General features: G+C 63.4%; 24 protein-coding genes, 1 tRNA gene and 1 pseudogene. 14 read left to right on the top strand and 12 right to left on the bottom strand.

Translation table 11 applies throughout. The features are described 5' to 3' along the window. Window positions 1–474: 474 nt before the first annotated feature. From FJ967_RS13945 to FJ967_RS13930, 3 genes are all read right to left on the bottom strand, one after another. Window positions 475–3,846 carry a response regulator gene (locus tag FJ967_RS13945; RefSeq protein WP_246675272.1) on the bottom strand — a complete coding sequence of 1,124 codons (3,372 nt, stop codon included), beginning with the start codon at window positions 3,844–3,846 and terminating at the stop codon, window positions 475–477. A 560-nt stretch (window positions 3,847–4,406) separates the two neighbouring features. Beyond that, window positions 4,407–4,643 (bottom strand): hypothetical protein, encoded by a 237-nt coding sequence (locus FJ967_RS13935; protein WP_140732405.1) that lies wholly within the window; start codon window positions 4,641–4,643, stop codon window positions 4,407–4,409. 124 nt (window positions 4,644–4,767) lie between these two features. After that, entirely contained in the window at window positions 4,768–5,673 is a 906-nt protein-coding gene (locus tag FJ967_RS13930; RefSeq protein WP_140732404.1) for a DUF2865 domain-containing protein, read from the bottom strand. A 317-nt stretch (window positions 5,674–5,990) separates the two neighbouring features. Here FJ967_RS13930 and FJ967_RS13925 point away from each other — a divergent pair, with 317 nt between their 5' ends. Further along, window positions 5,991–6,206, top strand: a complete 216-nt coding sequence (locus FJ967_RS13925) for a hypothetical protein (protein ID WP_140732403.1) — start codon at window positions 5,991–5,993, stop codon at window positions 6,204–6,206. Between the two features lie 49 nt (window positions 6,207–6,255). On the opposite strand, the gene FJ967_RS13920 is transcribed toward FJ967_RS13925, so the two are convergent. The 4 genes from FJ967_RS13920 to FJ967_RS13905 form a co-directional block, all read right to left on the bottom strand. Next, window positions 6,256–6,624 carry a hypothetical protein gene (locus FJ967_RS13920; protein WP_140732402.1) on the bottom strand — a complete coding sequence of 123 codons (369 nt, stop codon included), beginning with the start codon at window positions 6,622–6,624 and terminating at the stop codon, window positions 6,256–6,258. A gap of 800 nt (window positions 6,625–7,424) precedes the next feature. Further along, window positions 7,425–7,499 (bottom strand) — tRNA-Glu (locus FJ967_RS13915). Between the two features lie 85 nt (window positions 7,500–7,584). Continuing rightward, complete coding sequence (locus FJ967_RS13910) at window positions 7,585–7,998, bottom strand: VOC family protein (RefSeq protein ID WP_140732401.1); 414 nt, start codon at window positions 7,996–7,998, stop codon at window positions 7,585–7,587. Between the two features lie 36 nt (window positions 7,999–8,034). Next, window positions 8,035–8,418, bottom strand: a complete 384-nt coding sequence (locus FJ967_RS13905; protein ID WP_140732400.1) for a fimbrial protein — start codon at window positions 8,416–8,418, stop codon at window positions 8,035–8,037. A 26-nt stretch (window positions 8,419–8,444) separates the two neighbouring features. Here FJ967_RS13905 and FJ967_RS13900 point away from each other — a divergent pair, with 26 nt between their 5' ends. Next, window positions 8,445–9,485 (top strand): RluA family pseudouridine synthase, encoded by a 1,041-nt coding sequence (locus FJ967_RS13900; protein WP_140732399.1) that lies wholly within the window; start codon window positions 8,445–8,447, stop codon window positions 9,483–9,485. A gap of 190 nt (window positions 9,486–9,675) precedes the next feature. Beyond that, on the top strand, window positions 9,676–10,587 hold the full coding sequence (gene rpoH, locus FJ967_RS13895) for an RNA polymerase sigma factor RpoH (RefSeq protein ID WP_140732398.1): 912 nt from the start codon (window positions 9,676–9,678) through the stop codon (window positions 10,585–10,587). 79 nt (window positions 10,588–10,666) lie between these two features. Here rpoH and FJ967_RS13890 read toward each other — a convergent pair whose 3' ends face one another. From FJ967_RS13890 to FJ967_RS13875, 4 genes are all read right to left on the bottom strand, one after another. Then, window positions 10,667–11,539 carry an MBL fold metallo-hydrolase gene (locus FJ967_RS13890; protein WP_140732397.1) on the bottom strand — a complete coding sequence of 291 codons (873 nt, stop codon included), beginning with the start codon at window positions 11,537–11,539 and terminating at the stop codon, window positions 10,667–10,669. A 155-nt stretch (window positions 11,540–11,694) separates the two neighbouring features. Continuing rightward, complete coding sequence (locus FJ967_RS13885) at window positions 11,695–12,354, bottom strand: peroxiredoxin (RefSeq protein ID WP_140732396.1); 660 nt, start codon at window positions 12,352–12,354, stop codon at window positions 11,695–11,697. Window positions 12,355–12,602: 248 nt separating this feature from the next. Beyond that, window positions 12,603–12,968, bottom strand: a complete 366-nt coding sequence (locus FJ967_RS13880) for a cell division protein ZapA (RefSeq protein WP_140732395.1) — start codon at window positions 12,966–12,968, stop codon at window positions 12,603–12,605. An 11-nt stretch (window positions 12,969–12,979) separates the two neighbouring features. Next, on the bottom strand, window positions 12,980–13,252 hold the full coding sequence (locus FJ967_RS13875; RefSeq protein ID WP_006200774.1) for a DUF4164 domain-containing protein: 273 nt from the start codon (window positions 13,250–13,252) through the stop codon (window positions 12,980–12,982). 260 nt (window positions 13,253–13,512) lie between these two features. Between FJ967_RS13875 and tkt the strand changes: the two genes are divergently transcribed. From tkt to FJ967_RS13840, 7 genes and pseudogenes are all read left to right on the top strand, one after another. Next, complete coding sequence (gene tkt / locus FJ967_RS13870; protein WP_140732394.1) at window positions 13,513–15,504, top strand: transketolase; 1,992 nt, start codon at window positions 13,513–13,515, stop codon at window positions 15,502–15,504. 161 nt (window positions 15,505–15,665) lie between these two features. Next, the gene (gene gap / locus FJ967_RS13865) at window positions 15,666–16,676 is read left to right on the top strand and encodes a type I glyceraldehyde-3-phosphate dehydrogenase (protein ID WP_140732393.1); all 1,011 of its coding nucleotides are present in this window, start codon (window positions 15,666–15,668) and stop codon (window positions 16,674–16,676) included. Between the two features lie 285 nt (window positions 16,677–16,961). After that, entirely contained in the window at window positions 16,962–18,842 is a 1,881-nt protein-coding gene (locus FJ967_RS13860; protein ID WP_140732392.1) for a potassium/proton antiporter, read from the top strand. 154 nt (window positions 18,843–18,996) lie between these two features. Beyond that, a complete protein-coding gene (locus FJ967_RS13855) occupies window positions 18,997–20,193 on the top strand; it encodes a phosphoglycerate kinase (RefSeq protein ID WP_140732391.1) in 1,197 nt (398 codons plus the stop codon). A 147-nt stretch (window positions 20,194–20,340) separates the two neighbouring features. After that, complete coding sequence (locus FJ967_RS13850) at window positions 20,341–21,366, top strand: class I fructose-bisphosphate aldolase (protein WP_140732390.1); 1,026 nt, start codon at window positions 20,341–20,343, stop codon at window positions 21,364–21,366. Between the two features lie 183 nt (window positions 21,367–21,549). Beyond that, window positions 21,550–22,281: a thioredoxin family protein gene (locus FJ967_RS13845; RefSeq protein ID WP_140732389.1), complete on the top strand. Its 732-nt coding sequence runs from the start codon at window positions 21,550–21,552 to the stop codon at window positions 22,279–22,281. A gap of 89 nt (window positions 22,282–22,370) precedes the next feature. Further along, window positions 22,371–23,084 (top strand): annotated as a pseudogene (locus FJ967_RS13840) (SGNH/GDSL hydrolase family protein). 27 nt (window positions 23,085–23,111) lie between these two features. On the opposite strand, the gene FJ967_RS13835 reads toward FJ967_RS13840, so the two are convergent. After that, window positions 23,112–23,273, bottom strand: a complete 162-nt coding sequence (locus FJ967_RS13835) for a hypothetical protein (RefSeq protein WP_140732388.1) — start codon at window positions 23,271–23,273, stop codon at window positions 23,112–23,114. Between the two features lie 189 nt (window positions 23,274–23,462). Here FJ967_RS13835 and FJ967_RS13830 point away from each other — a divergent pair, with 189 nt between their 5' ends. The 4 genes from FJ967_RS13830 to FJ967_RS13815 all read left to right on the top strand — a co-directional run bounded on the left by FJ967_RS13830 (window position 23,463) and on the right by FJ967_RS13815 (window position 25,569). Beyond that, the gene (locus tag FJ967_RS13830) at window positions 23,463–23,630 is read left to right on the top strand and encodes a hypothetical protein (RefSeq protein ID WP_140732387.1); all 168 of its coding nucleotides are present in this window, start codon (window positions 23,463–23,465) and stop codon (window positions 23,628–23,630) included. An 84-nt stretch (window positions 23,631–23,714) separates the two neighbouring features. After that, window positions 23,715–24,305 (top strand): DJ-1/PfpI family protein, encoded by a 591-nt coding sequence (locus FJ967_RS13825; RefSeq protein ID WP_140732386.1) that lies wholly within the window; start codon window positions 23,715–23,717, stop codon window positions 24,303–24,305. A gap of 64 nt (window positions 24,306–24,369) precedes the next feature. Next, on the top strand, window positions 24,370–24,777 hold the full coding sequence (locus FJ967_RS13820; protein ID WP_140732385.1) for a hypothetical protein: 408 nt from the start codon (window positions 24,370–24,372) through the stop codon (window positions 24,775–24,777). 72 nt (window positions 24,778–24,849) lie between these two features. Beyond that, window positions 24,850–25,569 carry a YafY family protein gene (locus FJ967_RS13815; protein ID WP_140732384.1) on the top strand — a complete coding sequence of 240 codons (720 nt, stop codon included), beginning with the start codon at window positions 24,850–24,852 and terminating at the stop codon, window positions 25,567–25,569. The last annotated feature ends 110 nt before the right edge of the window (window positions 25,570–25,679 follow it).

The raw sequence follows: 25,679 nt of genomic DNA, 5'->3' as shown, positions 1-25,679 counted from the left end.
AGGCCAATAGCCTTCGATTATAACAGTCGCATGACAGTTTCATGTCAGCCCGGTAACGCGTCGCCGACACCGGGAAAGGCCCTTATCCCGGGCGCCTCCGGCGTGATCCGAGTTTGCCGCGGGAATCATGGGGTTGAGCCGTCCCGGGGCCGAAATCGACCCGGGTTCGACCGGGCAGTCGCGTCTGAATAAAATCCGGACGGGAGCGCGTTGCTCAAAGCCAGAGCGTGTCATGGCCGGGCCATCGCCAAAAACAGGTCCGTTGGGGTAGAGTGACGCTGTTTCTTGCCGGCGGTCGCTGCTCCCGCCCGTAACCGAGAAGAGCGGAATTCGATTTTGCTATTGTCCCGGCTGGGCGCCGCCTTTGATATGGTGCGATCGCACCATAGTCATTGCACGCAGAGGTAGCACCGCATTGCCCGCTGATTCCCGCGATCCGCGTCGCCGTTCCCGACAATCCACGCGACGCCGGTACTATCCCGCGTTGCGGTGGACCCGACGGCCGGCTCCGACCCAGCGCTCGACCTTCTCGAGCAGGGCTCTGGGGCTGATCGGCTTTGGCAGGTAGTCGTCCATGCCGGCTTCGAGACAGCGTTCGCGATCGCCCTTGAGGGCGTGCGCGGTGACGCCGACGATCGGCACATGCGTGCCGGTTTCCTGTTCCAGCCGGCGGATCGCCGCCGTCGCCTCGAGACCGCTCATCTCCGGCATCGAGACATCCATCAGGATCATGTACGGATTGAGCCTGCCGAAGGCGTCGAGTGCCTTGCGGCCATTGCCGACGATCTCGAAACCATAACCGGTTTCGCCGAGGATCTGGGTGAAGACCATCTGGTTCACCTCGTTGTCCTCGGCCACGAGGATATCCAGCCTGTGTCCACCACCGGCGGTGGCAGGCAGCCTGGGGCGGACCGGCGGCGGCTGCAATTGCGCGCGCTGCTCGGCCGGCGCCAGGAGCTGCGGCCGCGAAATCTCTGGCGCCTCGCCCGCCGGCGGTTGAGCGGCCTCGCCGCCGGTGGCGTGGCGGTGACGCTGGATGGTCGCGACCAGCGTTTCCAGGAGCACCGAGGAGCGCGCCGGCTTGATCAGTTGCGCATCGATGCCGAGGTCGCGGTAGCTGGTGTTGGCAAGCGACTGGTCGACCGAGGTCAGCATGATGACTGGCGTGTCGGCCAAGCCTTCGGTGTTGCGCACGATCCGCGCCATTTCGGCGCCGCTCATCCCGGGCATCTGATAATCGAGCACGACGCAGTCGACCGGCACGCCGTAGGCTGCCGCGGCGATCAGCACCTTGAGACCTTCGGCACCGCTTTCGGCCGCGCAGGAATCGAACGTCCACGAGGTCATCTGCTCGGTCAGAATGGCCCGGTTGACGGCATTGTCATCGACGATCAGCACGCGTGCGCCGGTCACGTCCACCGGCGTGATGCGCTGTCCGTTCTGTTGCCCGGCGCGGGGTAGCGTCACCGTGAACCAGAAGGTCGACCCCTTGCCTTCGGCACTCTCGACGCCGATGGTGCCGCCCATCAGATCGACCAGCCGCGAGGTGATGGCGAGGCCAAGGCCGGTGCCTTCATGCCGCCTTGTCGAGGACGTGTCGACCTGGCTGAATTTTTCGAACACCAGTTTCAGCTTTTCCTCGGGGATGCCGATGCCGGTGTCGGTGACGGAGATCGTCAGTCTGGTTCCGGTCGGGACCCGCTCGCCGGTCACATCGACCAGCACATGGCCCTCGTCGGTGAACTTGACCGCATTGCCGAGCAGGTTGGTGACGATCTGCCTGATGCGGCCGACATCGCCGATGAACAGGCTTTCGAGCCTCGGCTCGATGCGCACGATGAGCTCGAGGTCCTTTTCCTTGGCCCGCGTCGACACCAGCGTTGCCACGTCCTCGATCGCCTCGGCGAGATTGAAGGGTGCCGGGTCGAGCACCAGCTGGCCGGCATCGATCTTGGAGAAATCCAGAATGTCGTTGATGATGGTGAGCAGCGCGTTGCCCGATTTGACGATGATGTCGGTGAACGTCTTCTGCTTCGGGTCGAGGTTGGATTTGGCGAGCAGCTCGGCCATGCCGAGCACGCCGTTCATCGGCGTGCGGATTTCGTGGCTCATATTGGCGAGGAATTCCGACTTGGCGCGGTCGGCGAGCACGGCGCGCTGGCGCGCCTCGCCGAGCTCCGCCTCGCGCTGCTTCAGTTCGGTGATGTCGGTGGTCGACCCGATCAGGTAGAGCGAGCCGTCGGAGGCAATCATCGCGCCCTTGCGCGCGAATTGATGCCTGACGCTGCCGTCGGGAAGGCGCACCGTCTCTTCGATCTCCTGCGTCTCGCCGGTGCGCAGCACGGCAATATCGCTGGCCACGAAGGCCTCGCCATCCGGCCCGAAAATCTCGACGTCGGTCTTGCCGATCGCCTCCTGCTTGCTGAAGCCGGTGAGGTCGCACCAGCCCTTGTTGACATAGAATTGCCTGAGATCGGAGCGCTTGGCGTAGATCGATACCGGAACATTGTCGATCAGGCTGCGAAACACCTCGTTCTCGCGCATGCTCTCTTCCAGCGCCCGCTCGCGCGCCTTGACGTCGGTGATGTCGGTGCTAGAGCCGACCAGATGCACCGAGCCGTCGGTCGCCACCAGCCGGCTCTTGCGCGTCATCAGCTGCCGCACCGTTCCGTCGCGGTGAGTGACCGGCTCCTCGACCTCGCGCACATTGCCGCTCGCCACGACATCGGTGTCGTCTTGGCTGAAGCCATCCGCTTCCTCGCCGCGGAACAACTGGCGGTCTGTCCGGCCGATGACATCGTCCTTGGCCAGACCGGTCAGCGCGCACCACGCCTTGTTGACGAATTCGATGCTCAGATCCTGCGCCTTGATGAAGGCAGCCACCGGCAACTCGTCCATGACGTGCCGGAACAGATCGATCTGGCGCATCGAGTCGCGCAGCGCCGCCTCGCGGCTCTTTATGTCGGTAATGTCGACGCGCACGCCGATGAACGTGCCGTCCTCGGTGCGCATGTCGTAGACCTGGTACCAGCGCCCATCCGCATTGAGGCGCTCATAGGAGGAATTCGGCAGCCGGTAGCGTGCCTGAATGCCGTCAAGCCAGCGCTCCTTGTCGCCGTCGTACAAGCCGTCGATCCCGGCGTCACCGCTCGAACGGAAATAGCCGACCGAATGGCCGAACCCCAGGGCCTGGCGGAACGTGCATCCGGGCTGCCAGAACGGCTTCAGCGCCGGCAGCGTGTCCTGCAGCTTGCGGTTGGCGAAGACGAAGTTGTCGTCACGGTCGTAGATGATCACACCCGCCGGCAGCGATTCCAGCACGCTGGCGAGATGCCTGCGGGCGTCCTGCGCCTCGGCCTCGCGATTTTTCATGTCGGTGACGTCGACATAGGAGATGAGGCGTTTGCCGCCGGCGAGCGGCGCCAGCGAGGCGACGAGCGTGCGCCCGTCATTATGCGGCATTTGCTTGGAACCCGCGATACCGGCCCTGACTTCGGCTTCGCGCTCGCCGATGTGGCGCTGCCACGCCGCATCGTTGGCCCCGTAGGCATCGATGGAACGGCTTGCTTCCATCAGCTCGCGGAAACTGGAACCGATGCTGGCGCGGCGCGGATCGATCTTCCACAGATCGTAGAAAGCCCGGTTGATGACCTCGGCACGCAGATCTGCATCGAGCACGACGACGCCAACCGGCATCGAATCGAACATCATGCCGATATCGGCAAAGCTCCCGGAAGCTGCCGCTCCTTGATGTCCTTGCGTCAATTCCCCGGGAGCGTCTGCCAGCGCTCCCGTTGCCGGCCCGCTTGCGCCGCGCGCGCCGATCGATCCGTCCGCTTCCGCCATGCCGTCCCCACCCGAAAACCAAGGCCGAACCCTCCCTCCCAGGTTCGTCGGCGGAATGTGCCGCAGAAGCATTAACGATCCGCTAACCTTAACGACGCAACCGGCCTGTTCCTGCTGCGTTATTCCGTCCGGTTGTCGGCTGTGGCAGGGCCACGCTATAAGCACATGCAGGGGTGTTGCTGATGTATGGACGGATAGGGCCTTTGTTGCTGGGCGTGGCGCTGCTTTTCGGCAGCGGCTGTTCGCGCAGCTATGACGGTACGGTCATGATCCCCCGGCCGCTCGACGCCAGGCGGATATGGGAACGGCCGCCACCCAATGTCGATTACCAGCCTCAGGTCGACAACAGCGCCTTTCCAGGACCGCCGCAGCCAAGCGAACAGTATTCCGAGCGCAGGGCCGGCAAGCCCGCCGTGCACAGACGGTACCGTTCCAGGGTATCGCAGTCGTCGCTTCCGCCATCGAGCCCTGAAAAACCGCTGGCCTGCAGAAATGTAAGCGCGCCCGGCCAACGAGTTCGCATGGTCTGCGACTAGGTTCGCGCTCCTGGCGAACAAATCCTAAAGCGAAGCCGCCCCTTTCCTCGGTTCCCTTGCCCCCAGCTTGTCGAGGGCAAGCCTGACCTGGCGCAGATCGTCCTGCCAGCCGTCATCGTCGCCCATCGGGCTCTCCGATGCCGCCCGCTGCAGTCCGCGCGCCTCGGATTCGATCTTGCGCAATTCGGCGATCTTCTGGTCGGAAGTCAGGGAGCCGTCCTCGACGATCTCCAGAACTCTCATTTCCCTGAACGTGGCCATGGCGTTCCTCCTGCCTGATATCGACAACAACGCCGGCAACACGACCCTGTTCCTGTCAGCCCTGATTCCAGCGGGCAAGCGACAGGCGTTCAAAAGATAGCCATTTGCCCGAAAGCGGCTCGGCTCATTCCGCCGGGAAGAAAGCGGGACCAACTAGGCGTACCGAGCGCTTGCCGGCCTCGATGGACTGCAACTGGGCGGCACCTGGAGCCTCGGCATCGGACTGCGGAATTGCCGCGACATTGCCGAGGTCCGGCTTGGATTGAGGCAAGGGGATGATGGCATTGGCCATGTTCGTCGGCGTCACCGTCCTCGCTCGCAGTTCGGCAACCCGCTGGTAATAACGCTTGACGTCACAAGCCTTGAAATTGGCGTCGTCACGGTACCGGAAAGCGGTCGGCAGCTCGGTGTATGGTTTGCGCGTTTCGAGCCCGATCATGCTGTCGGTTTCCTGGCTGATATCGCTCAGCGTGTAGACATCGACCGCCGGATCGTCGCAGATGTAGCGGCATTGATCGGCCATCTCCTTGACATCGCCGCCGCCGGCGAATTGCGACTTCGGCGCGGGGAAGAAATATCCATCCGACAGGCGAACGCAAAACAGCATCGCATTGCCGCCGACCGTTGGGCCGGCCGCCGATTGCGTCTTCGGCGCCTGGCGCTTTGCTCCCGACGAACATCCGAGTGCCGCGAACCGCGCCTGCAGGCCCGAACCGTCTCGGCCGGAATTGGACGCGGCCGCCATCTGGCGCTGCACTTCCGTCCGGTTTCGGGCAAGATCGGCGCAAGCATTGAAGAACCCGCCCGCGGCACTTTGCGCGGTGCACCTGCGCTGCCTCTCCAGGCCCTGGATCGCCGCGAGCTGACGGCGAAGCTGAGCCTGTGCCGGGCTCACGCCTGCGCCGCGGTTGGCGGAAAGCATCTGGTTTCTGATCGCGTCGCAACTATCCGCGTAGGAAGACGTCGCGCCGAAAGCGAGGGTGGCCGCCACTACCAGTGCGATCGTCATGAGAAGACAGAAACGAGTCATCTGAACGTCATGATCCTTGTTGCCGATATTCCGGAATCACGCATTTCAACTTGCACGGATTTACCACAAATGAGCTATACCTAATACTTCAAGACTATGGCGGGAACAGACCTTCGCCCAGTGTAATAGATCGCCCCCTGTAAATTCGGTATTACATTTTTATTTCAAGATTGAGACGACCGGAAAACGATGCGGACAGGCCGGGAATCGGTGCCGGCAGGCCAATGCGTCAAGCCGTGCCATCAATCTGGCGTTATCGCGCCTGGCATTGAAACCTTTGTCCGCGCTGCCGCGTTGAAGGGCAAAGGAGAACGCAGATGTCGATCCACTTCACGGTATCGGAACTGACAAGAAACCTTTTTCACTCTCTCGGCCTGGATCACGAACGTGGCCCGCGACCGCTCAATCCCGAACAGAACTTGTTGCTGGAGTGCTATCTGGCAGGGCAGATTCCGGAATCGGCCTGGAGCGACTACATCTTTGAGACGCCGGATCTGGCACGGCATGCTGAGGTACGACGCCTCAGCCATTGATGTGCCGGGCGGGAAGGGTTTCTTGCACCCGCCTGCGGGCCCCGGGGCACTATTTCTTCGGTGAAACGAGTTGCAACGTGAAGACGTTGCCGCCAATGCCTTGCGCCAATGCCGGTGAAAAACTCAGCGGCGTGCAAGCCTTGACGGCAGCGACGGCCGCGTCGATGAACGCCTTGCGCGCCTTGTCGTCGCCAGCCACCTTGGCTGCGGTCGCCCGCGGCGGACCGATCAAACTGCCGTCGCGCTTGAAACTGAAGCTCAGGGTGACGGTCGAATTTCCGGCGTCGGCAGGCGGTGTCCAGCAAGCCTGGATCGCATCTCCGACATCGCCCATCGTGTTGAGCGTCGCGGCACTCGATTGACATGCGATACCTGCCGATAGCGCACCCGCAATCACCAGTTTGGCAACGCCGTTCATCGAAAAGCCCTCGTCGTCACGACCAGCCGGCAATCCGCGCCGGGCTGTCAATCCGATGGTAGAGCCGACATCGGCAATGACAATATCCCTTGCCAAAAAGTTGTTGCGAGAGAACGGCCGCTAAACCCCCGAACGCCGGATCGTCACCGGCGCGTATCTCGGTATGGAGAAGCAAAAAGGCCGGCATTGCGCCGACCTTTCCTTTCCGCTTCGACACTTGCGCCAGTACATCCGTGGTCGCGGGCCGAAAGCGAATTGTCCCCAGTAGACAGGCTATTGGTAAACCAAACCTTAACGTGCCTGATATCCCGGAGCGTCAAACTCTTGAATCGATGACCGAAGGCCATCCATCGCCGCTTCCAGGCGGTCTATGCGACGGCCTTGAATTCGGCTTCCGGTATCGTTCCCAGGCCGGCACACTCCGCGCATGCCATGGTCTTCCCCGGGCACCCGCTTTGATGCGTCCCTTGCGGGCAGCAATGCCCTTTGGACGCGCGCCATCTGGCGCAATCGAAAACCTTGCCGCCGCCATGGCAGTGCGGGCATGTGATCTTCACAGAGGTCATTCCAAACTCTACCCGGCCTAAAATCCGCGCTGGCGCGGAAGCTACCCCCACATCGCAAGTATCAGAGATCGCAGCGCTTTCAAGCGCCGGCGTCTGACTTAAATTGGGTGGATTCGGGGCTTGGCATGACCTTCGGCTCCCGCAGCCGTCCTGCGCTCGGGACGCATGCAAAAGCTAGCGGGGAGCGGCCCGGCATTGTTCAACTGTCTGGAGATCAACGACCGTGCCGTCGTTTGGTACGCCCAAGGGGAATCGAACCCCTGTTCCCGCCGTGAGAGGGCGGTGTCCTGACCGCTAGACGATGGGCGCGCTCAAGAAGGGGCGATATAGGCTGGCGGCCGGCAAAAAGCAACTGGGCTTTCCAGACTTCGTAGGCTTTGCCGAACGATCCCGGTCAACCCTGCCGTTTCGGCTCGATCAGGTCCCACAGATTGCCATGGAGATCGGCGAAAACCGCGACCGTGCCATAGGGCTCGAAACGCGGCGCCTCGCGAAATTCGACGCCCCGTTCGAGCATCGCTGCATGGTCGCCGGCAAAATCGTCGGTTTCGAGGAACAGAAAAACCCGGCCGCCGGTCTGGTTGCCGATGCTTTGTCGCTGCGCCTCGTCGGACGCTTCGGCAAGCAGCAGCCTGGCGCCCTGCCCGTTGGCCGGCGCCACGACGACCCAGCGCTTGCCTTCGCCGAGATCGACATCCTCGAGCAGCTGAAAGCTCAGCCGCTCGACATACCAGGCGATGGCCTCGTCATAGTCGGCCACGACAAGCGCCACGGTCGCGACACGGCGATGTTCGGAAAAACCGGTCATGTCGGCGGCAAACCCGTCTGTTGCACCGGCGTTCGCCTATTTGTTCCGGATCGCGAACTGGCCGATCAGGCGTCGTTCGGCGACATTGTAGAGGAAGATGGCGCGGCTGCCGTCCGCGAGCTCGGCATCGATCGAGAGCCGGTCACCCGAAAGCGACTGGCTGACCACCTTGGCGCCCACCGGCAGCACGATATCGCCGCTGGCCGGCTCGCCCGCCGGGGTCTGGATATCGCCGGCCAGAGGCGGGGTCGCCGACGGCGCCTTGCGGCCTTTGTAGACAAGGGCGCCGATCACCACCATAAGAGCGACAAACAGCAGGCCGAGATTGACGACCATGAAGCGGATGAGCTTGCCGCGCAGCTTGTCGACCTCGGGATCGAGCGGCTTTTCCTGGTCTTCGTCGGCATCGGGCCGGGCCATGGCTAATATTCCAGAATGGTTTTTCGATGAGCGCTCATAGCGAAGAGGTCCCCGAATTGATAGAGGCCGCGCCCACCGTGCTGGTCGCGGGTGCGGATGCGGCCGGCCAGCGTCTCGACCAGTGGCTGGCATCAGCCCTTGGTCCGGACATGTCGCGCAGCCGCGTTCAGATGCTGATCAGGCAGGGCGCGGTTGTCATCAACGGCAAGCCTGTCGACGAAACCAAGCGCAAGATGAGCGGCGGCGAGAGCGTGTCGGTCGCCCTGCCGGAACCGGAGCCGGCGCAGCCGCAGGGCGAGAATATCGCGCTCGACGTGCTCTACGAGGACGACGAACTGATCGTCATCAACAAGCCGGCGGGGCTCGTCGTTCACCCCGGCGCCGGCAACTGGACAGGCACGCTGGTCAATGCGCTGATCCACCATTGCGGTGACAGCCTGTCTGGCATTGGCGGCGTGCGCCGGCCCGGAATCGTCCACCGCCTAGACAAGGAGACCAGCGGCGTCATGGTGGTGGCCAAGACCGACCGCGCCCACAAGGCGCTGTCGGAGGCCTTCGCCGACCACGGCCTGACCGGCGACCTCGAACGCGCCTATCTGGCCCTGGTCTGGGGCATACCGCAGAGGCCGACCGGCACGATCGACGCGCCGCTTGGCCGCGCCGCCGACCGGGTGCGCCGCGCCGTCGTGCCGGAAGGTCGCGACGACGCCCGCCACGCCGTCACCCGCTTTGCCGTGCAGGAGCATTTTGGCGAAGCCCAGCGTGAATTTGCGACGGCAAGCCTCGTCGAATGCCGGTTGGAAACAGGCCGCACACACCAGATTCGCGTCCACATGGCCCATATCGGCCATCCCGTCATCGGCGACCCGGATTACGGCCTCGCCTTCCGCACCAAGGCCAACCGGTTGCCCGAACCGTTGAAAAGCCGGGTCAAGGCGTTTTCCCGGCAGGCTTTGCATGCCTGGCTCCTTGCATTTCGGCACCCCACTACCCATCTAACGATGAGGTTCGAGGCGCCGATACCGGGGGACATGGAGGAACTCGTCGGCGGCTTCCGCAAACTCTGAACCTGCCATCAAAAAACCTGAGTGGCATTGTTCACTTCAACGTGACACACTGTTTCGTGTTGAACAAATGCCTGTCTTTTCTGGTTTTGTTCCTGTATAAGTTCTGATGTCGCGAGCGAGCCTCCGGGTGTTCGCGTCACATGCCCGCCGCGTTTCGGGGGCATCACTCCAATAGAGAGGGGGCGCTATCATGGCCCAGTCATTACCCAGTATCGTTTCCGGTGAAGGCGGCCTCAGCCGCTATCTGGAAGAAATCCGCCGCTTTCCCATGCTGCAGCCGCAGGAAGAGTACATGCTCGCCAAGCGTTATGCCGAGCATGAAGACACCACGGCCGCGCACAAGCTCGTCACCAGCCATTTGCGGCTCGTCGCCAAGATCGCCATGGGCTATCGCGGCTACGGCCTGCCGATCGGCGAGGTGATCTCGGAAGGCAATGTCGGCCTGATGCAGGCCGTCAAGAAGTTTGAACCCGAGCGCGGTTTCCGTCTCGCCACCTATGCCATGTGGTGGATCAAGGCATCGATCCAGGAGTACATCCTGCGTTCGTGGAGCCTGGTCAAGATGGGCACGACCGCCAACCAGAAGCGTCTGTTCTTCAATCTGCGCAAGGTGAAGGGCAAGATCCAGGCGCTGGATGACGGCGACTTGAAGCCCGATCAGATCGCCGAAATCGCCACGCGGCTCAACGTTTCCGAAGCCGAAGTGGTGTCGATGAACCGTCGCCTGTCCGGCGACGCCTCGCTCAACGCGCCGATCCGGGCGACGGAAGGCGAGTCCGGCGAATGGCAGGACTGGCTGGTCGACGACCATGAGAGCCAGGAAGAGATGCTGATCGAGCAGGACGAGCTGGAAAACCGGCGCGGCATGCTGTCGGGCGCTCTTGCCGTGCTCAACGATCGCGAGCGGCGCATCTTCGAGGCGCGTCGCCTCGCCGAGGAGCCGCTGACGCTGGAAGAGCTTTCGGCCGAGTTCGACATCAGCCGCGAGCGTGTTCGCCAGATCGAGGTGCGCGCGTTCGAGAAGGTGCAGGATGCCGTCAAGGCCGCCGCCAAGCGCCAGACCCAGGCGCTGCGCACCATCGAGGCTCAGCCGGCGGCTTAAGCCAGCTTCGGCGCGAAAACATCAAGGCGGCGTCAGGAACTGACGTCGCCTTTTTTGTTTCTGCCGCCGAGCTGCGACCTCAAAGCCCATCCAGCGGGAACTTCAAATACCGCCTTCCATTGGCTTCCGGTTCCGGCAGCCGGCCGCCATTCATATTGACCTGCAGCGCATGCAGGATCAGCCGCGGCATTGGCAATGTCCGGTCGCGCGCCTCGCGCAAGGCGACGAACTCGGCTTCGTCACGCGCGGCGACGAGATGGGTGTTGGTCGCCTTCTGTTCCGCCACCGTGCTTTCCCAGCGCGGCTCGCGGCCGCCGGCCTGATAATCATGACCGACGAAAACGCGCGTCTCACCAGGCAGCGCCACGATATCCTGGATCGCGCGCCACAGCCGCGCCGCGCTGCCGCCGGGAAAATCCGCCCTAGCCGTCCCGCTGTCGGGCATGAACAGCGTGTCATGCACGAAGGCCGCATCCCCCACGACATAGGTGATCGATGCCAGCGTGTGGCCGGGCGAGAACAGCACCTTGACCGGCAGCGTGCCGATCCGGAACGTCTCGCCCTCTCCAAACAACCTGTCCCACTGCGATCCGTCGGCGCGAAAATCCGGCCAGTTGTAGATCGCCTTCCACAAGGCCTGGACTTCGACCACCCGGGCGCCGATCGCCGTCGGCGCCCCGGTCTTCTCTTGGAGATAATGGGCGGCCGAGAAGTGGTCGGCATGCGGATGGGTGTCGAGGATCCACTCGAGCTCCAGTCCGTTCTCGGCAATGAAATCGAGCAGGACGTCCGCATTGGTCGTCGCGGTCGCGCCCGACTTCTCGTCGAAATCGAGGATCGGATCGATGACGGCGCAGCGCTTCGTCGCCGGGTCGGCGACGACATACTGGATGGCCCCGGTCGGCTTGTCGTAGAAGCCGGCAACCTGCGGCCTGGCCAAAGCGATATCCAATGTCAGGCTTCCCTGCCGCGTGCTTTTGTTGGCTGGGCAGGAATGGTTTTCCCCGCCAGCGCTAACCGCGAGCATGGTCATCTAGCGCGGCGCGCCGGTCAAGCACGCCATGCTAGAAACAGGACAAAAGTCGAAATATCCCGACCGAGGACCGGCTATGCCGAGGGCTGCTTGGTCTTCCTCAGATAAGGCAGGATGGTCTCGTAGGCGCCGAAGCGCTTGATCGCATCCTCGTTGGAAACGGCGGCGGTGATGATGACGTCCTCGCCCTGCTTCCAGTTCGCCGGCGTCGCCACCTGGTGCTTGGCGGTGAGCTGCATGGAATCGACCGCGCGCAGGATTTCGTCGAAGTTGCGCCCCGTGGTCATCGGATAGGTCAGCACCAGCTTGATCTTCTTGTCCGGCTCGATGACGTAGACCGAACGCACCGTGGCATTGTCGGCTGGCGTGCGGCCTTCCGAGGTTTCGCCGGCGCCGCCGGGCAGCATGTCGTAGAGCTTCGCGACCTTGAGGTCCTTGTCGCCGATCAGCGGATAATGCACCGAATGGCCGGTCGCCGTCTTGATGTCGTCCTGCCATTTGCCATGGCTTTCGACCGGATCGACCGAAATGCCGATGATCTTGACGTTGCGCTTCTTGAACTCGCCTTCGAGCCCCGCCATCGTGCCGAGCTCGGTCGTGCAGACCGGCGTGAAATTCTTCGGATGGCTGAACAGGATTGCCCAGCCGTCGCCGATCCAGTCATGGAAGGTAATGGTTCCCTGCGTGGTCTCGGCGGTGAAATCCGGCGCGATGTCGTTGATACGAAGACTCATGACCTATCCCTACCCCTTGTGAAATGTAGCCGGCATTCTTTCGTCATCCGGCGATGACGGTCAGTTCTATCACCATGACGACATCGATTAAACGCCTGACATGACAGGCGTTCCCCCGGCCGGCGAAAATTTTTCCGCGCCAACCGGACCCAGGCAGTATTTTCTGCCGCGATTCACTCTCTCTTGGGCTCTCCCCGGCTCCCGCCAGGGCATCATAGCGTGGGGTAAGCGCCTGAAGCGGGCGCGGCTCAGGCCTTGTTGATCGCCAGCGACGTCGCCAGATCTTCCATGCGCTGCGCCAGGGCGCCGAGCGCGCTGGTCAGCACGCTGTCGCTCTTGTCGGCCTTGGTCAACGCCTCGTCGCGCGTCTTGCGCAAGGTCATCACTTCGCTTTCCATGCCTTTGACGCGCTTCTGCAGTTCGGAAAGCTCGTCCATCACCATGATGCCGGCCATGACGGTCAGCCGCTGGTCACCGATCTCGCCAAAGGAATCCTTCAAATGCGAGACATAGCGGTCGAAGCGTTCGGCAAGATCGATCAGATGCTCTTCCTGGCCCTCGTCGCAGGCCATGCGGTACTGCTTGCCGTCGATTGAAACCGTGACCTGTGCCATCGGGCCAGCTCCTACCTGTCCAACACGGCGCGAATGGTTTCCATCGCGGTCACCAGCCGTCGCGAGACTTCCTTGTTGGCGTCTTCAAGCCGCTCGGCACGCGCTTCGGAATTGTCGAGCTCCTGCGCCAGCCGCGAGCGGTCGGCATTCATGCGCTGTACTTCGGCCTCGGCTTCCGAATAGTCGCGTTCATGCTCGAGCTTGGCCGCGACGGCATTTTCCAGCCCTTCTATGGCCTTGCCCAGCCTGGCTATCACTTCCTTGAGCGTGGTTTCCCCGGTCATGGCTTGTCCTGTGCCCTGCCCATCACCGAATCGTTCGCGTTCAGAACGCGTTATGTCAGAAACATTAGGCACCGGGTGAAGGCAACGTCAACAAAGCTCTCGCGACTGTCCCCCGCTAACGCTAATGTAGTCCCGCCCGCGGCATCACAAGACCGGCAAATCTGCACCCGATTTGTTGACTAAAAGCCCGTGCCTGCTATGTGTCGCGCACCCTTTTCAAGGGCTCTCCCAAGCCCGCAAACCCCCACCCTGGAGGAACCATGACGTCGCGTGAACAACATGACCGGATGGCCAATGCGATCCGTTTTCTCTCCATGGACGCTGTCGAAAAAGCGAATTCCGGCCATCCCGGCCTGCCGATGGGCTGTGCCGACATCGCCACGGTGCTGTTCACGCGCTTCCTGAAATATGATCCCAAAGCCCCGCACTGGGCCGACCGCGACCGCTTCATCCTGTCGGCCGGCCATGGCTCGATGCTCCTTTACTCGTTGCTACATCTCACCGGCTACGAGGATATGACCATCGATCAGATCAAGAATTTCCGGCAATTGGGTTCCAAGACGGCCGGCCATCCCGAATATGGCCACGCCACCGGCATCGAGACCACGACTGGTCCGCTCGGCCAGGGCCTCGCCAATTCGGTCGGCTTCGCGCTCGGCGAGCGCATCATGAACGCCGCCTTCGGCAATGACCTCGTCAACCACTACACCTATGTGCTGGCCGGCGACGGCTGCCTGATGGAAGGTGTTTCGCAGGAAGCCATCGCGCTTGCCGGCCACCTCAAGCTGAACAAGCTGATCGTCTTTTGGGACAACAACAACATCTCCATCGACGGCCCGGTCTCGCTCGCCGACAACACCGACCAGGTCGCCCGCTTCCAGGCCTCCGGCTGGAACGCAAGCCATATCGACGGCACCGACCCCGAAGCGATCGCCTACGCCATCGAGGCCGCGCGCCACTCCGACAAGCCGACGATGATCGCCTGCAAGACGACCATCGGCTTCGGCGCCCCGACCAAGGCCGGCACCAACAAGGCGCATGGCTCGCCGCTCGGCGCCGACGAGATCGCCGGCGCGCGCAAGTTCTTCAACTGGGACTCGCCGCCCTTCGAGATTCCGGCCGACATCCTCGACGCCTGGCGCGCCGCCGGCAAGGCCGGGGCGAAGCCCCGCGCCGACTGGGAAGGCCGCCTCGCCAAGGCGGAGCCGAAGCTGAAGGCCGAGTTCGAGCGCCGCCTCGGCGGCAAGCTGCCGTCCAATTTCGACGCCGTCATCGCCGACTACAAGAAGAAGCTCTCGGCCGACAAGCCGAAGGTCGCCACCCGCAAATCCTCGGAAATGGCGCTGGAAGTCATCAACGGCGCGGTGCCGGAAACCATCGGCGGCTCGGCCGATCTGACCGGCTCCAACAACACCAAGACCAGCCAGACCAAGAACATCACGCCAGACGACTACGGCCAGCGCTATGTCCATTACGGCATCCGCGAGCATGGCATGGCGGCCGCGATCAACGGCTTGACGCTGCATGGCGGCCTCATCGCCTATGGCGGCACCTTCCTGTGCTTCTCCGACTATGCCCGTCCGTCGATGCGGCTTGCCTCGCTGATGGGCATCCGTTCGATCTTTGTCATGACCCATGATTCCATTGGCCTTGGCGAAGATGGCCCCACCCACCAGCCGGTCGAGCACGTCGCGGCTCTGCGTGCGATCCCGAACCACAATGTGTTCCGTCCCGCCGACGCGGTCGAAACCGCCGAATGCTGGCAGATCGCGCTCGAATCCGAAAAGACGCCGTCGACGCTGGCGCTGACCCGGCAAAACCTGCCGACGGTTCGCACCGAGCACTCGGCCAAGAACCTCTCGAGCCAGGGCGCCTACGAGCTCGCCGCGGCCAGCGGCGAGGCGGCGGTGACGATCTTCGCCACCGGTTCCGAGGTCGAGATCGCGCTCGGCGCCCGCGACCTTTTGGAGAAGCACGGCCACCCGACCCGCGTCGTGTCGGTGCCCTGCTTCGAACTGTTCGACCAACAGAGCGACGCCTATCGCAAGAAGACGATCGGCAACGCGCCGGTCAAGATGGCGATCGAGGCCGGCATCCGCCAGGGCTGGGATCATCTCATCGACTCGGACGGCATCTTCATCGGCATGACCGGCTTCGGCGCCTCGGGCACCATCGAGCAGCTCTATCCGCATTTCGGCATCACGGCCGACGCCGCCGCCAAGGCAGCGGAAGCGCGCCTGCACGGCAAATAAGGGCTGGTTCCCAGACCCGCGAAGTCGCCTGAGGCGACGTCACGGGTCTGGACCAACCTAATCGATTTAAATCCATGCCCCTGATGGCTGGATTCTTCGCCCGTCCGCCGCTATGAAGCTGCGGACCAATCGTCTGCCTTCCAGCTCCCAGGGAGAGAAAAATGACCGTCAGAGTTGCCATCAACGGATTTGGCCGCATCGGCCGCAACATCCTGCGTGCCATTCATGAGTCCGGCCGCAAGGACATCGATGTCGTGGCCGTCAACGATCTCGGCCCGGTCGAGACCAACGCCCACCTGCTTCGCTACGACAGCGTGCATGGCCGTTTCCCGCATGAAGTCTCGGTGTCCGGCGACCAGATCTCGGTCGGCAAGGAGACCTTCAAGGTCACGGCGATCAAGGATCCGTCCCAGTTGCCCTGGAAGGAACTCGGCATCGACATCGCGCTCGAATGCACCGGCATCTTCACCGCGCGCGACAAGGCCGCCGCGCATCTGGCCGCCGGTGCCAAGCGCGTGCTGGTCTCGGCACCCGCCGACGGCGCCGACCTGACCGTCGTCTACGGCATCAACCACGACAAGCTGACCAAGGACCACATCGTCATCTCGAATGCGTCCTGCACCACCAACTGCCTGGCGCCGCTGGCGGCTGTCCTGCATGAAACCGTCGGCATCGAAAAGGGCATGATGACGACGATCCATTCCTACACCGGGGACCAGCCGACGCTGGACACCATGCACAAGGATCTCTATCGCGCCCGTGCCGCGGCGCTCTCGCAGATCCCGACCTCGACCGGTGCCGCCAAGGCGATCGGCCTCGTCCTGCCCGACCTCAAGGGCAAGCTCGACGGCATCTCGATCCGCGTGCCGACCCCGAACGTCTCGGTCGTCGACTTCAAGTTCATCGCCAAGCGCGCCACCACCGCGCAGGAGATCAACGAAGCCGTCATCGCCGCCTCCAACGGCAAGCTGAAGGGCATCCTCGGCGTCACCCATCACCCGAACGTGTCGATCGACTTCAACCACGATCCGCGCTCCTCGATCATGGCGCTCGACCAGACCAAGGTCATGGACGGCAACTTCGTTTCGGTGCTGTCCTGGTACGACAATGAATGGGGCTTCTCCAACCGCATGGGCGACACCGCTGTCGCCTTCGGCAAGACCATAGCCTGATCGCGGATCAGTCTTCTCGAAACTCGAAACGCCCGGCTTCGTCCGGGCGTTTTCGTTTGCCGGAGCAGCAACGCGAAAATCAGCGTCGCCGGGCAAAAAACCACCCTCCCGCCTTGCACTGGTCACGCCTTCGCCCCACTCTCCCGTAAAGCCAGAAGCCAATACAGCTCCGCGCGTCCTTGGACGCGCAAAGGACGCTGTAAACTTTTGATTTGCGCATGATCCTTTCCGAAATCGATCCCGATTTCGGGGTCATGCGGCAGGAATTCGAGGGGCAAATCACGGATGGAGCATGCGATCTATCTCGTTACGCTGGTCGGCACGGCGCTTGTTGTCGCCGCCGCGTTTTCGAGCCTGATCGCATTCCGCTTCGGCGCCCCGCTTCTGCTGCTGTTTCTGTGCATCGGGCTCGCCACCGGAACCGACGGCCTCGGCATCGAATTCGACAATGCCCGCATCGCCTATTTTGCCGGCTCACTGGCGCTGGCGGTCATCCTGTTCGATTCCGGCTTCGGCACCCCGCTCAACGCCTTGCGCCAGGCCGCGGGGCCGGCCCTGTCGCTGGCCACCATCGGTGTCGTCCTGACCACCGGCCTGTTCGGCGCCGCAGCCTACTATCTGCTTGATCTCAGCTGGCTGGAATCCTTCCTGCTGGGCGCCGCCGTCGCCTCGACGGACGCGGCGGCCGTATTCTTCCTGCTGCGTGCCGGCGAGATCAATCTGCGCGAGCGTGTGCGCTCGACGCTCGAAGTCGAATCCGGCACCAACGATCCGATCGCCATCTTCCTGACCATCACGCTGGTCGAGATCATCGCCGCCCACGCCAATCCCGAAGCCAATGTCCTGGTTACCAATCTGGTCCTTGGCTTCCTCCTCAATATGGGCCTCGGCGCCGTCGTCGGTGTGCTTGGCGGCCTCGGCATCGTGCGGCTCGTCGACCGGCTCAATCTCGACCATGGCCTGCTGCCGATCTTCGTACTGACACTGTCGCTGATGGTCTTTGCCGCCGCCGGCGCGATCGGCGGCTCCGGCTTCCTGGCTGTCTATATCGCCGGCCTGATCGCTGGCAATTCGGATATCCGCGCCGTCACCATCCTGAAGCGTTTCCAGGACGGCATGTCGTGGCTGGCGCAGATCATCATGTTCCTGATCCTCGGCCTGTTCGCGACGCCTTCGCAATTTCCGGCCATCATGGTACCCGCGATAGCCCTTGGCCTGTTCCTGATGTTCATTGCCAGGCCGGTTGCGGTCTGGCTCTGCCTGATCCCGTTCCGCCTGCCGCGCCCGGAAGTCGCCTTCGTCTCCTGGGTCGGCCTGCGCGGCGCCGTGTCGATCCTGCTCGCCATCACACCGCTGCTCGGTGGGCTGGAGAACGGCCGCACCATCTTCAACGCCGCCTTCATCATCGTCTTGGTGTCGCTGGTCATCCAGGGCTGGACCGTCGGCCCGCTGGCACGGCGCCTGGGCTTGATCGTGCCGGCGCGGCTCGGACCTCTGGACAAGGTCGAGCTGGAACTGCCAGGCTCCGCCCATCACGAGCTGCTTGCCTATCGCGTCGCGCACGGCAGCCCGGTAGCGCGCGGCGAGCGCATCCCGCGTTGGGCGCGGCCCTCGCTGGTGCTGCGTGACGGCCGTTCGATGCGCTTCCAGGACATGGGCCGGCTCGCCGCCGGCGACCAGGTCTATATCTTCGTGCCCGACCGCTATCCGCGCCTGCTCGACAAGCTTTTCGCCAGCCGCGCCGTGGTCGATCCCGAGGATGCCGATTTCTTCGGCGCCTTTGCCGTCGACCCGGCCCGTTCAGCCGCCGAACTAGAGGCCGCCTATGGACCGGGCCTGACCGAGGCCGAGCAGAAGCAAACCGTCGGAGCGCTGGTCACATCGAGGCTTGGCGGCCATGCCGAATATGCCGACCGCGTGCTGCTCGGCCCGATCGAGCTGATCGTCAGGGATGTCGACGACAAGGGCAGGATAACGGGCCTCGGTCTTTCCTTCGAGCCAACCGCGCCGGTGGCGCGCGTGCCCGTCTTCCTCAGCGCCGGCGAGATGGGCGACCGTCTGAGTGCCTTCATCCGCAACTGGCGCAAGCCGGCCGAGGCGCAGGTGGCGGCGGGGCCGGATGACGCCCCCGAGCCTCCGGTCGAGAAGGCATCGACCGAAAGCTGACAAGGGCGGCCGGTTGCCCCTGTCCACTTTGGGGGCGGTCTTCACGCACTGTGTCCCTGCCCGCCTCAAAATTTCACGCTCACCCCAGCCAAAGCCTTGCATCGTCATTGATGCGAGGTATGGTCCCGGCGATTTTCAGACGAAAGGGACCGGCATGGCTGCCTTCAAGACACTCGACGACATCGGCAACATCGGCGGCAAGCGCGTGCTGGTGCGCGTCGACCTCAACGTGCCCGTGGCCAACGGCAAGGTCACCGACGCCACCCGCATCGAGCGCATCGCGCCGACCATCGCCGAACTGTCCGGCAAGGGCGCCAAGGTCATCCTGCTCGCCCATTTCGGCCGTCCCAAGGACGGCCCCACCGCCGAATTCTCGCTGGAGCCGATCGCCAGGGCCACCGCGGAGGTGCTCGGCCGTCCCGTCGGCTTCGTCTCGGATTGCGTCGGCGACACGGCCGGAAGCGCTGTCGCGGCCATGGACAAGGGCGACGTGCTGCTGCTCGAAAACACCCGCTTCTACAAGGCCGAGGAAAAGAACGACCCGGCCTTTACCGAACGGCTTGCCGCCAATGGCGACATCTTCGTCAACGACGCGTTTTCGGCCGCGCACCGGGCCCATTCCTCTACGGAAGGGCTGGCGCATCTGTTGCCTTCCTTTGCCGGCCGCACCATGCAGGCCGAACTCGAGGCGCTGGAGAAGGGCCTGGGCAATCCGGTGCGTCCGGTCGTCGCCATCGTCGGCGGCGCCAAGGTCTCGACCAAGATCGACCTGCTGATGAACCTGGTGAAGAAGGTCGACGCGCTGGTCATCGGCGGCGGCATGGCCAACACCTTCCTCGCCGCGCGCGGCACCGATGTCGGCAAGTCGCTGTGCGAGCATGACCTCGCCCCGACCGCCAAGCAGATCATGATCGAGGCCGCCGAGGCCGGTTGCGCCATCATCCTGCCGGTCGACGGCGTCGTCGCCAGGGAATTCAAGGCGGGCGCGGCCTGCGAGACCGTCGCCATCGCCGACGTGCCGACCGACGGCATGATCCTCGATGTCGGCGAAAAGACCGTGACGACGATCGGCGAATGGATCGACCGCGCCGCGACGCTGGTCTGGAACGGTCCGCTCGGCGCCTTCGAAATCGAGCCTTTCGACCACGCCACGGTCGCCGCCGCAAAGCATGCGGCCGCGCGCACCAAGGCCGGCAAGCTGGTCTCCGTCGCCGGCGGCGGCGATACGGTGGCGGCGCTCAACCACGCCGGTGTCGCCGACGATTTCACCTATGTCTCGACCGCCGGCGGCGCCTTCCTGGAATGGATGGAAGGCAAGCCGCTCCCCGGCGTCGACGTGCTGAAGCGGTAGGATCCCGCCACGCGGACGGCAATCCGATCAACTCAAGCGGAGCGGGCGACTACGTCGGCGACTTTCAATCGATTCGAGCTTTCCGGCGTCATTCCTTTGGCGATAGTGTTCTGCTAGGCGCAACCCAACCGGTTCAGGAGAAGCAGAATGAGCGAACGTCTGGAAGACATTGCCGCCGCGATCGTGGCCAACGGCAAGGGCCTGCTGGCTGCCGATGAAAGCTCGGGCACGATCAAGAAGCGCTTCGATGTCATCGGTGTCGAATCGACCGCCGACAGCCGTCGCGACTATCGTGAGATGATGTTTCGCGCCACGGACGCGATGACCAAATACATCTCCGGCGTCATCCTCTACGACGAGACCATCCGCCAGAAGGCGGCCGACGGTACGCCGCTGGTCGACATCATCAAGGCGTCCGGCGCCATTCCCGGCATCAAGGTCGATGCCGGCGCCAAGCCGCTGGCCGGCTTCCCGGGCGACACGATCACCGAGGGCCTCGACGGTCTGCGCGAGCGGCTTGCCGATTATTACAAGCTCGGCGCCCGCTTCGCCAAATGGCGCGCGGTGATCGACATCGATATCGGCAAGGGCGTCCCGTCGGCCACCTCGATCGGTTCCAACACCCATGCGCTCGCACGCTACGCCGCGCTTTGCCAGGAAGCCGGTATCGTGCCGATCGTCGAGCCGGAGGTGCTGATGGACGGCGCCCATGACATCGACACCTGCTACCAGATCTCGAAGGCCACGCTGCTGAAGCTCTATGCCGAGCTCTATGCCGCCCGCGTCGTCCTGGAAGGCACCATCCTGAAGCCCAACATGGTTCTCTCGGGCAAGAAGTCAGGCAAGGTGGACAGCCCCGAGCAGGTCGCTGAAATGACCATAAAATTGTTCCGAGAGACCGTGCCGGCGGCGGTGCCGGGGATTGCCTTCCTCTCCGGCGGCCAGGAAGACGAGGAGGCGACCGCCAACCTCAACGCCATCAACGCCATCGGGCCGCACCCGTGGAAGCTGACCTTCTCGTATGGCCGCGCGCTTCAGGCCGCGCCGCAGAAGGCCTGGAGCGGCAAGGCCGCCAACGTCGCCGCCGGTCAGGCCGCCTTCACCCACCGCGCCCACATGAATTATCTGGCCGCGCTTGGAAAATGGCAGCCGTCACTGGAAAACGCCGCCTGAGCATCGACACCATCCTCCTGCGAACCCGGGCCAGGTGCCCGGGTTTCGTTTGCGCCAGCCAAGGATTGGGCCAGGGCTTGGGGTAACGCCCCGCCATCCTTATGTCCTCTGCGGCATTTCCGGCCGCGATGTCGGATCACGCCCGTCCCGAACGTCCTTGGGGCGACCGACAGGGAGAGGCATATGCATCGCAACAAGGCCGTATCGCGCGAGGACTGGTTTCTGGCGCACAAGGCACATCTGGCACGCGAGAAGGAACTGACGCGGCTTCGCGAGCGCGTCGCGGCGGAGCGACGCGACTTGCCGTGGCTCAAGATCCGCAAGGACTATGTCTTCGAAACCGAGCAGGGACCGAGGAAACTGGCCGATCTCTTCGCCGGTCGCAGCCAGTTGATCGTCTACCACTTCGTGTTCGCGCCAGGCTCGACGCATCACTGCGAGAGCTGCGCCTTCGTCGCCGACCATATTGACGGCGCCAACCAGCATCTCAGGCATCACGACGTGTCGCTTGTCGTGATCTCGCGCGCTCCGCTCGCCGAGTTGCGGCCCTACAAGCAGCGCATGGGCTGGAAATTCGAGTGGATGTCGTCCTACGCCTCGGACTTCAACTTCGACATGCAGGTGTCCTTCACCGACAGGCAGATCGCCTCAGGCGAAGCCGTCTACAATTTCGAGACACCTGTCACGACGTCGAAGGACCTGCCCGGCACCACCGTCTTCTACAGGGACGAGACCGGCGACATTTTTCTGACCTTCATGTCGCGCGCCCGTGGCAGCGAGCAGTTCATCGGCGCCTACCAATATCTCGACATGGCGCCAAAGGGCCGGGACGAGCCCGGTCCCTACAGGACGTCGATGGATTGGGTGCGGCTGCATGACGAATACGGAAACAGGTCGCAGTCCGGGGGCGCATGACCCAGGGACATCTTCGGATGGTACAGCAATCCGTTCACCCCGGCCGCGACATGCGCTAAGGCTGCCGCTGGTTATTTGACGGTTTGCCCATGCGTTTCCCGACCATCCTCACCTGGCTCGCCTTCCCCGTCTATGTCTGGCAGGGACTGGGGGTGCGTCGCCGCACCTCGCGCATGCTGCCGGCGCAAGGACCGGTCATGCATGAGATATCGGGCAAGGCGCCTGATATCTCGCTGTTGGTGCTGGGCGATTCCTCCGCCGCCTCGGTCGGCATCGGCAATTCCGAGAACGGCCTTGCCGCGCAACTCGCCGTGCTGATCGCGCAACGCACCGGCAGCGCCGTACGCTGACGCGCCGCCGGCTTCAATTCCGCGACATCGGGCCAGATCCGCGACCATGTGCTGCCCAATTTGTCGGCCGATCCGTGGACGCATATCGTACTGGCCATCGGCACCAACGACACCAAGAACTTCCATTCCGTCCCGCGTTTCAAGAAAGAGTTTGGCGGGCTGCTCTACGCGCTGCGCGCCAAATGGCCCGAAGCGCGCGTGATATGGTCGCCGGTGCTGGAGTTCACGCGCGCGCCGGCCATGCCGTCGCTGCTCGGCGAGATTCTCGAAATCCGCGCCACCGCGATGAACCGGATGGGCGAACGCCTCTGTCTGGAACGCGGTGCCGTGCCGGCACCACGCCTGCCGATCACCAATCCCGAGGCCGGTTTTGCCTCCGACGGATTCCACGCCTCGGAGGCTGGCTATCGGGCCTGGGCCGAGCATCTCGTCGGCCCTGTGATTGGAGACTGAAAACCGCCGGCGCCGTGTCGTGAGGGCCTATGTCAAATGCCCGAGCACGGCCGCCAGCGAAATCGCCGCCATGGCTAGAAGCGCCAGCTTCCAGAAATCGGCGCGACGCTTGAGCCCCGGCCAGCCCAGCGGCTTGATCAGCTGGATGACCATGAACCCGATAATGACCAGGGCGAGAAGTTTCGTCATGACGCTTTTGACCAGCAACATGGCCAGCTGTCAAAGCGCTTCACCCAAGTCCCCGTAGAGGCGAAAACCTGCCTGTTCTGGCAGCGTAAGACCCACGAGAAATATTCCGGCGCGCCCTGACATCCTCCTGACAGACTGCTGTCAGGAGGGGTATGCGATAGTGTCTCCATCAGAGAGAGGAGACAGGTCATGAACGGTTACACCATTCTGCGCGGCATGCAGCACTATGTCGGCAAGATTCGCACGCTGCGCAACGAAATCCGGACCCAGCGGTTCATGGACACGCTGCCCGCCGACATTCGCAAGGATATTGGCTGGCCTGACATGTATGCCGAGCGTCGCCGTCACCACAATTGAGGCGAAATTTTCAAGGCAGCGGTTGGATGCTGAAATGTCAGCACCCAGATATTAAGTCCGGCACGCAAGGGATGGAGCGAGCTCATGCCCGGTAACAAGACGATCGGCTTCCTTTTCATCGAGGGTTTCGCCGACTGGGAGTATGGGCTGCTGGCGGCCTCCGCGGTCGAATGGTTCGGCGCCCGCGCGGTTTCCTTGACGCCGGAAGGCAAGCCGGTAACCGGAATCAGCGGCTTTCGGCTGGCCCCGGACCGCTCCGCGGCGGCTGATGAGAATGCCGATCTCGACGCCATCGCCGTCATCGGCTCCGAACGGTGGTTCGGCAAGGCGCCGCCTGACGTTGCTGATCTGCTCACGACCATCGCTACGCGCGGCGGTGTCGTTGGTGGCATTTGCGCCGGGACACTCGCGCTGGCCCGGGCTGGTGTGTTCGAACATGCCGGGCACACCAGCAATGGCCGCGACTGGATCAATGGCCATGAAGCCGGCTATGCCGGGGACGGCAATTATCAGGACGTGCCGCATGCGGTGGCCGACGGCAGGATCGTATCGGCGCCGGGTTCGGCGCCCGGCACCTTTGCCCTTGCCTTCCTGGAGACGCTCTATCCCGAAAAAGGCAGCGATCTCGCGCAGATGCGGACGCTGTTCGTGAAGGAATATGCCGAAGCCTCCTGACAGTATGCTGTCAGGAGCGGCGTGCGATGGTGACAATGCGCATGGCCGGCCGAGAGGACGATCGATGAAGAGCTGGAACGACCGATTGAATACACCTGGCATCAATGGCGTGAAGCCAACGCCCCGCACCATGAGCGACGTGGTCGAGGGCCAGCCCATGCTGGTGCCCACCGCGCGCCAGGTCGACGACTTCATCCGCTCGATTCCCGAAGGCGTCGAGATGGACGTTCGTGCGCTGCGCACCGCTCTCGCCATGGAACATGGGGCCGAAGTGACATGCCCGGTCACAATAGGCTATCATCTGCGCACCGTCGCCGAGGCAGCCCATGAGGATCTCGAGCGCGGCTTGACGCTGAGTGACGTCGCGCCTTTCTGGCGCGTGCTTGACGCGAAGACGCCGACAACAAGTAAACTGTCCTTCGGCGCGGAGTTCGTCGCCGCGCAGCGCAAGCGCGAAGGGCTGAAGCCGTAATGCATGCCGCCAACAGGTGGGACCGGTTTTGGGCCCGCGGCATGCAAGGGATCAACATCGGGAGACCATACGATGCGACGCGCCGACAGGCTCTTCCAGATCGTGCAGCATCTGCGTGGCGGCCGTCTGGTCACCGCACAGAAGCTTGGCACATGGCTCGAGGTTTCCGAGCGAACGATCTATCGCGACATTGCCGACCTGCAGTCGACAGGCGTGCCGATCGACGGCGAGGCTGGCGTCGGCTACATGATGAGGGAGGGTTTCGACCTTCCGCCACTGATGTTCACGCGTGACGAGATCGTGGCGCTGGTTGCCGGCGCCCGCATGGTGCGCGCCTTCGGCGGTGCTGCCATGGCGCGCGCCGCAGACGAGGCGCTGGTCAAGATCGGTGCCGTGTTGCCCGATACCGAAAAGGACCGCATCGCCCGCACCGAGATCCACACGCCGATGTGGGTGGTCAGCGACGCCGCCCGCGAGGCGATCGACCTGATCGAACGCGCCGTCGAAAAGCGCCAGGTGTTGACCATCGACTATTCCGACGAAGCCGGCCGCGGCACCGCGCGCGATATCAGGCCGCTCGGCCTGTGGTTCTGGGGCAAGGTGTGGACGCTGGTTGCCTGGTGCGAGATGCGCGATGATTTCCGCGCTTTCCGCATCGACCGCATCGCCTCGGTGGTCATCGCCGGCCGTATCTTCAAGCCGGAACGCGGCAAACAGCTTGCCGATTTCTACCGGGCTGTGGAGCGCTCAGAGGATTACGGCATGGCGCCGGACCGCGCCGTACGAAGCTGAGAATGAAGAGATCGCATGAAAAAGCCCGCTCGATGAACTGACCCCCGAAAGTTGGACGGTTCATTGAGCTGGTAGATTTAAGGGCTGGTTCCTGTATTGCACAGGGGCCA

The organism is Mesorhizobium sp. B2-3-4 (assembly GCF_006442315.1).
Taxonomy (GTDB): domain Bacteria; phylum Pseudomonadota; class Alphaproteobacteria; order Rhizobiales; family Rhizobiaceae; genus Mesorhizobium.
Note: the sequence above shows the minus strand (reverse complement) of the source record. Positions and strands in the feature narration are given on the sequence as shown.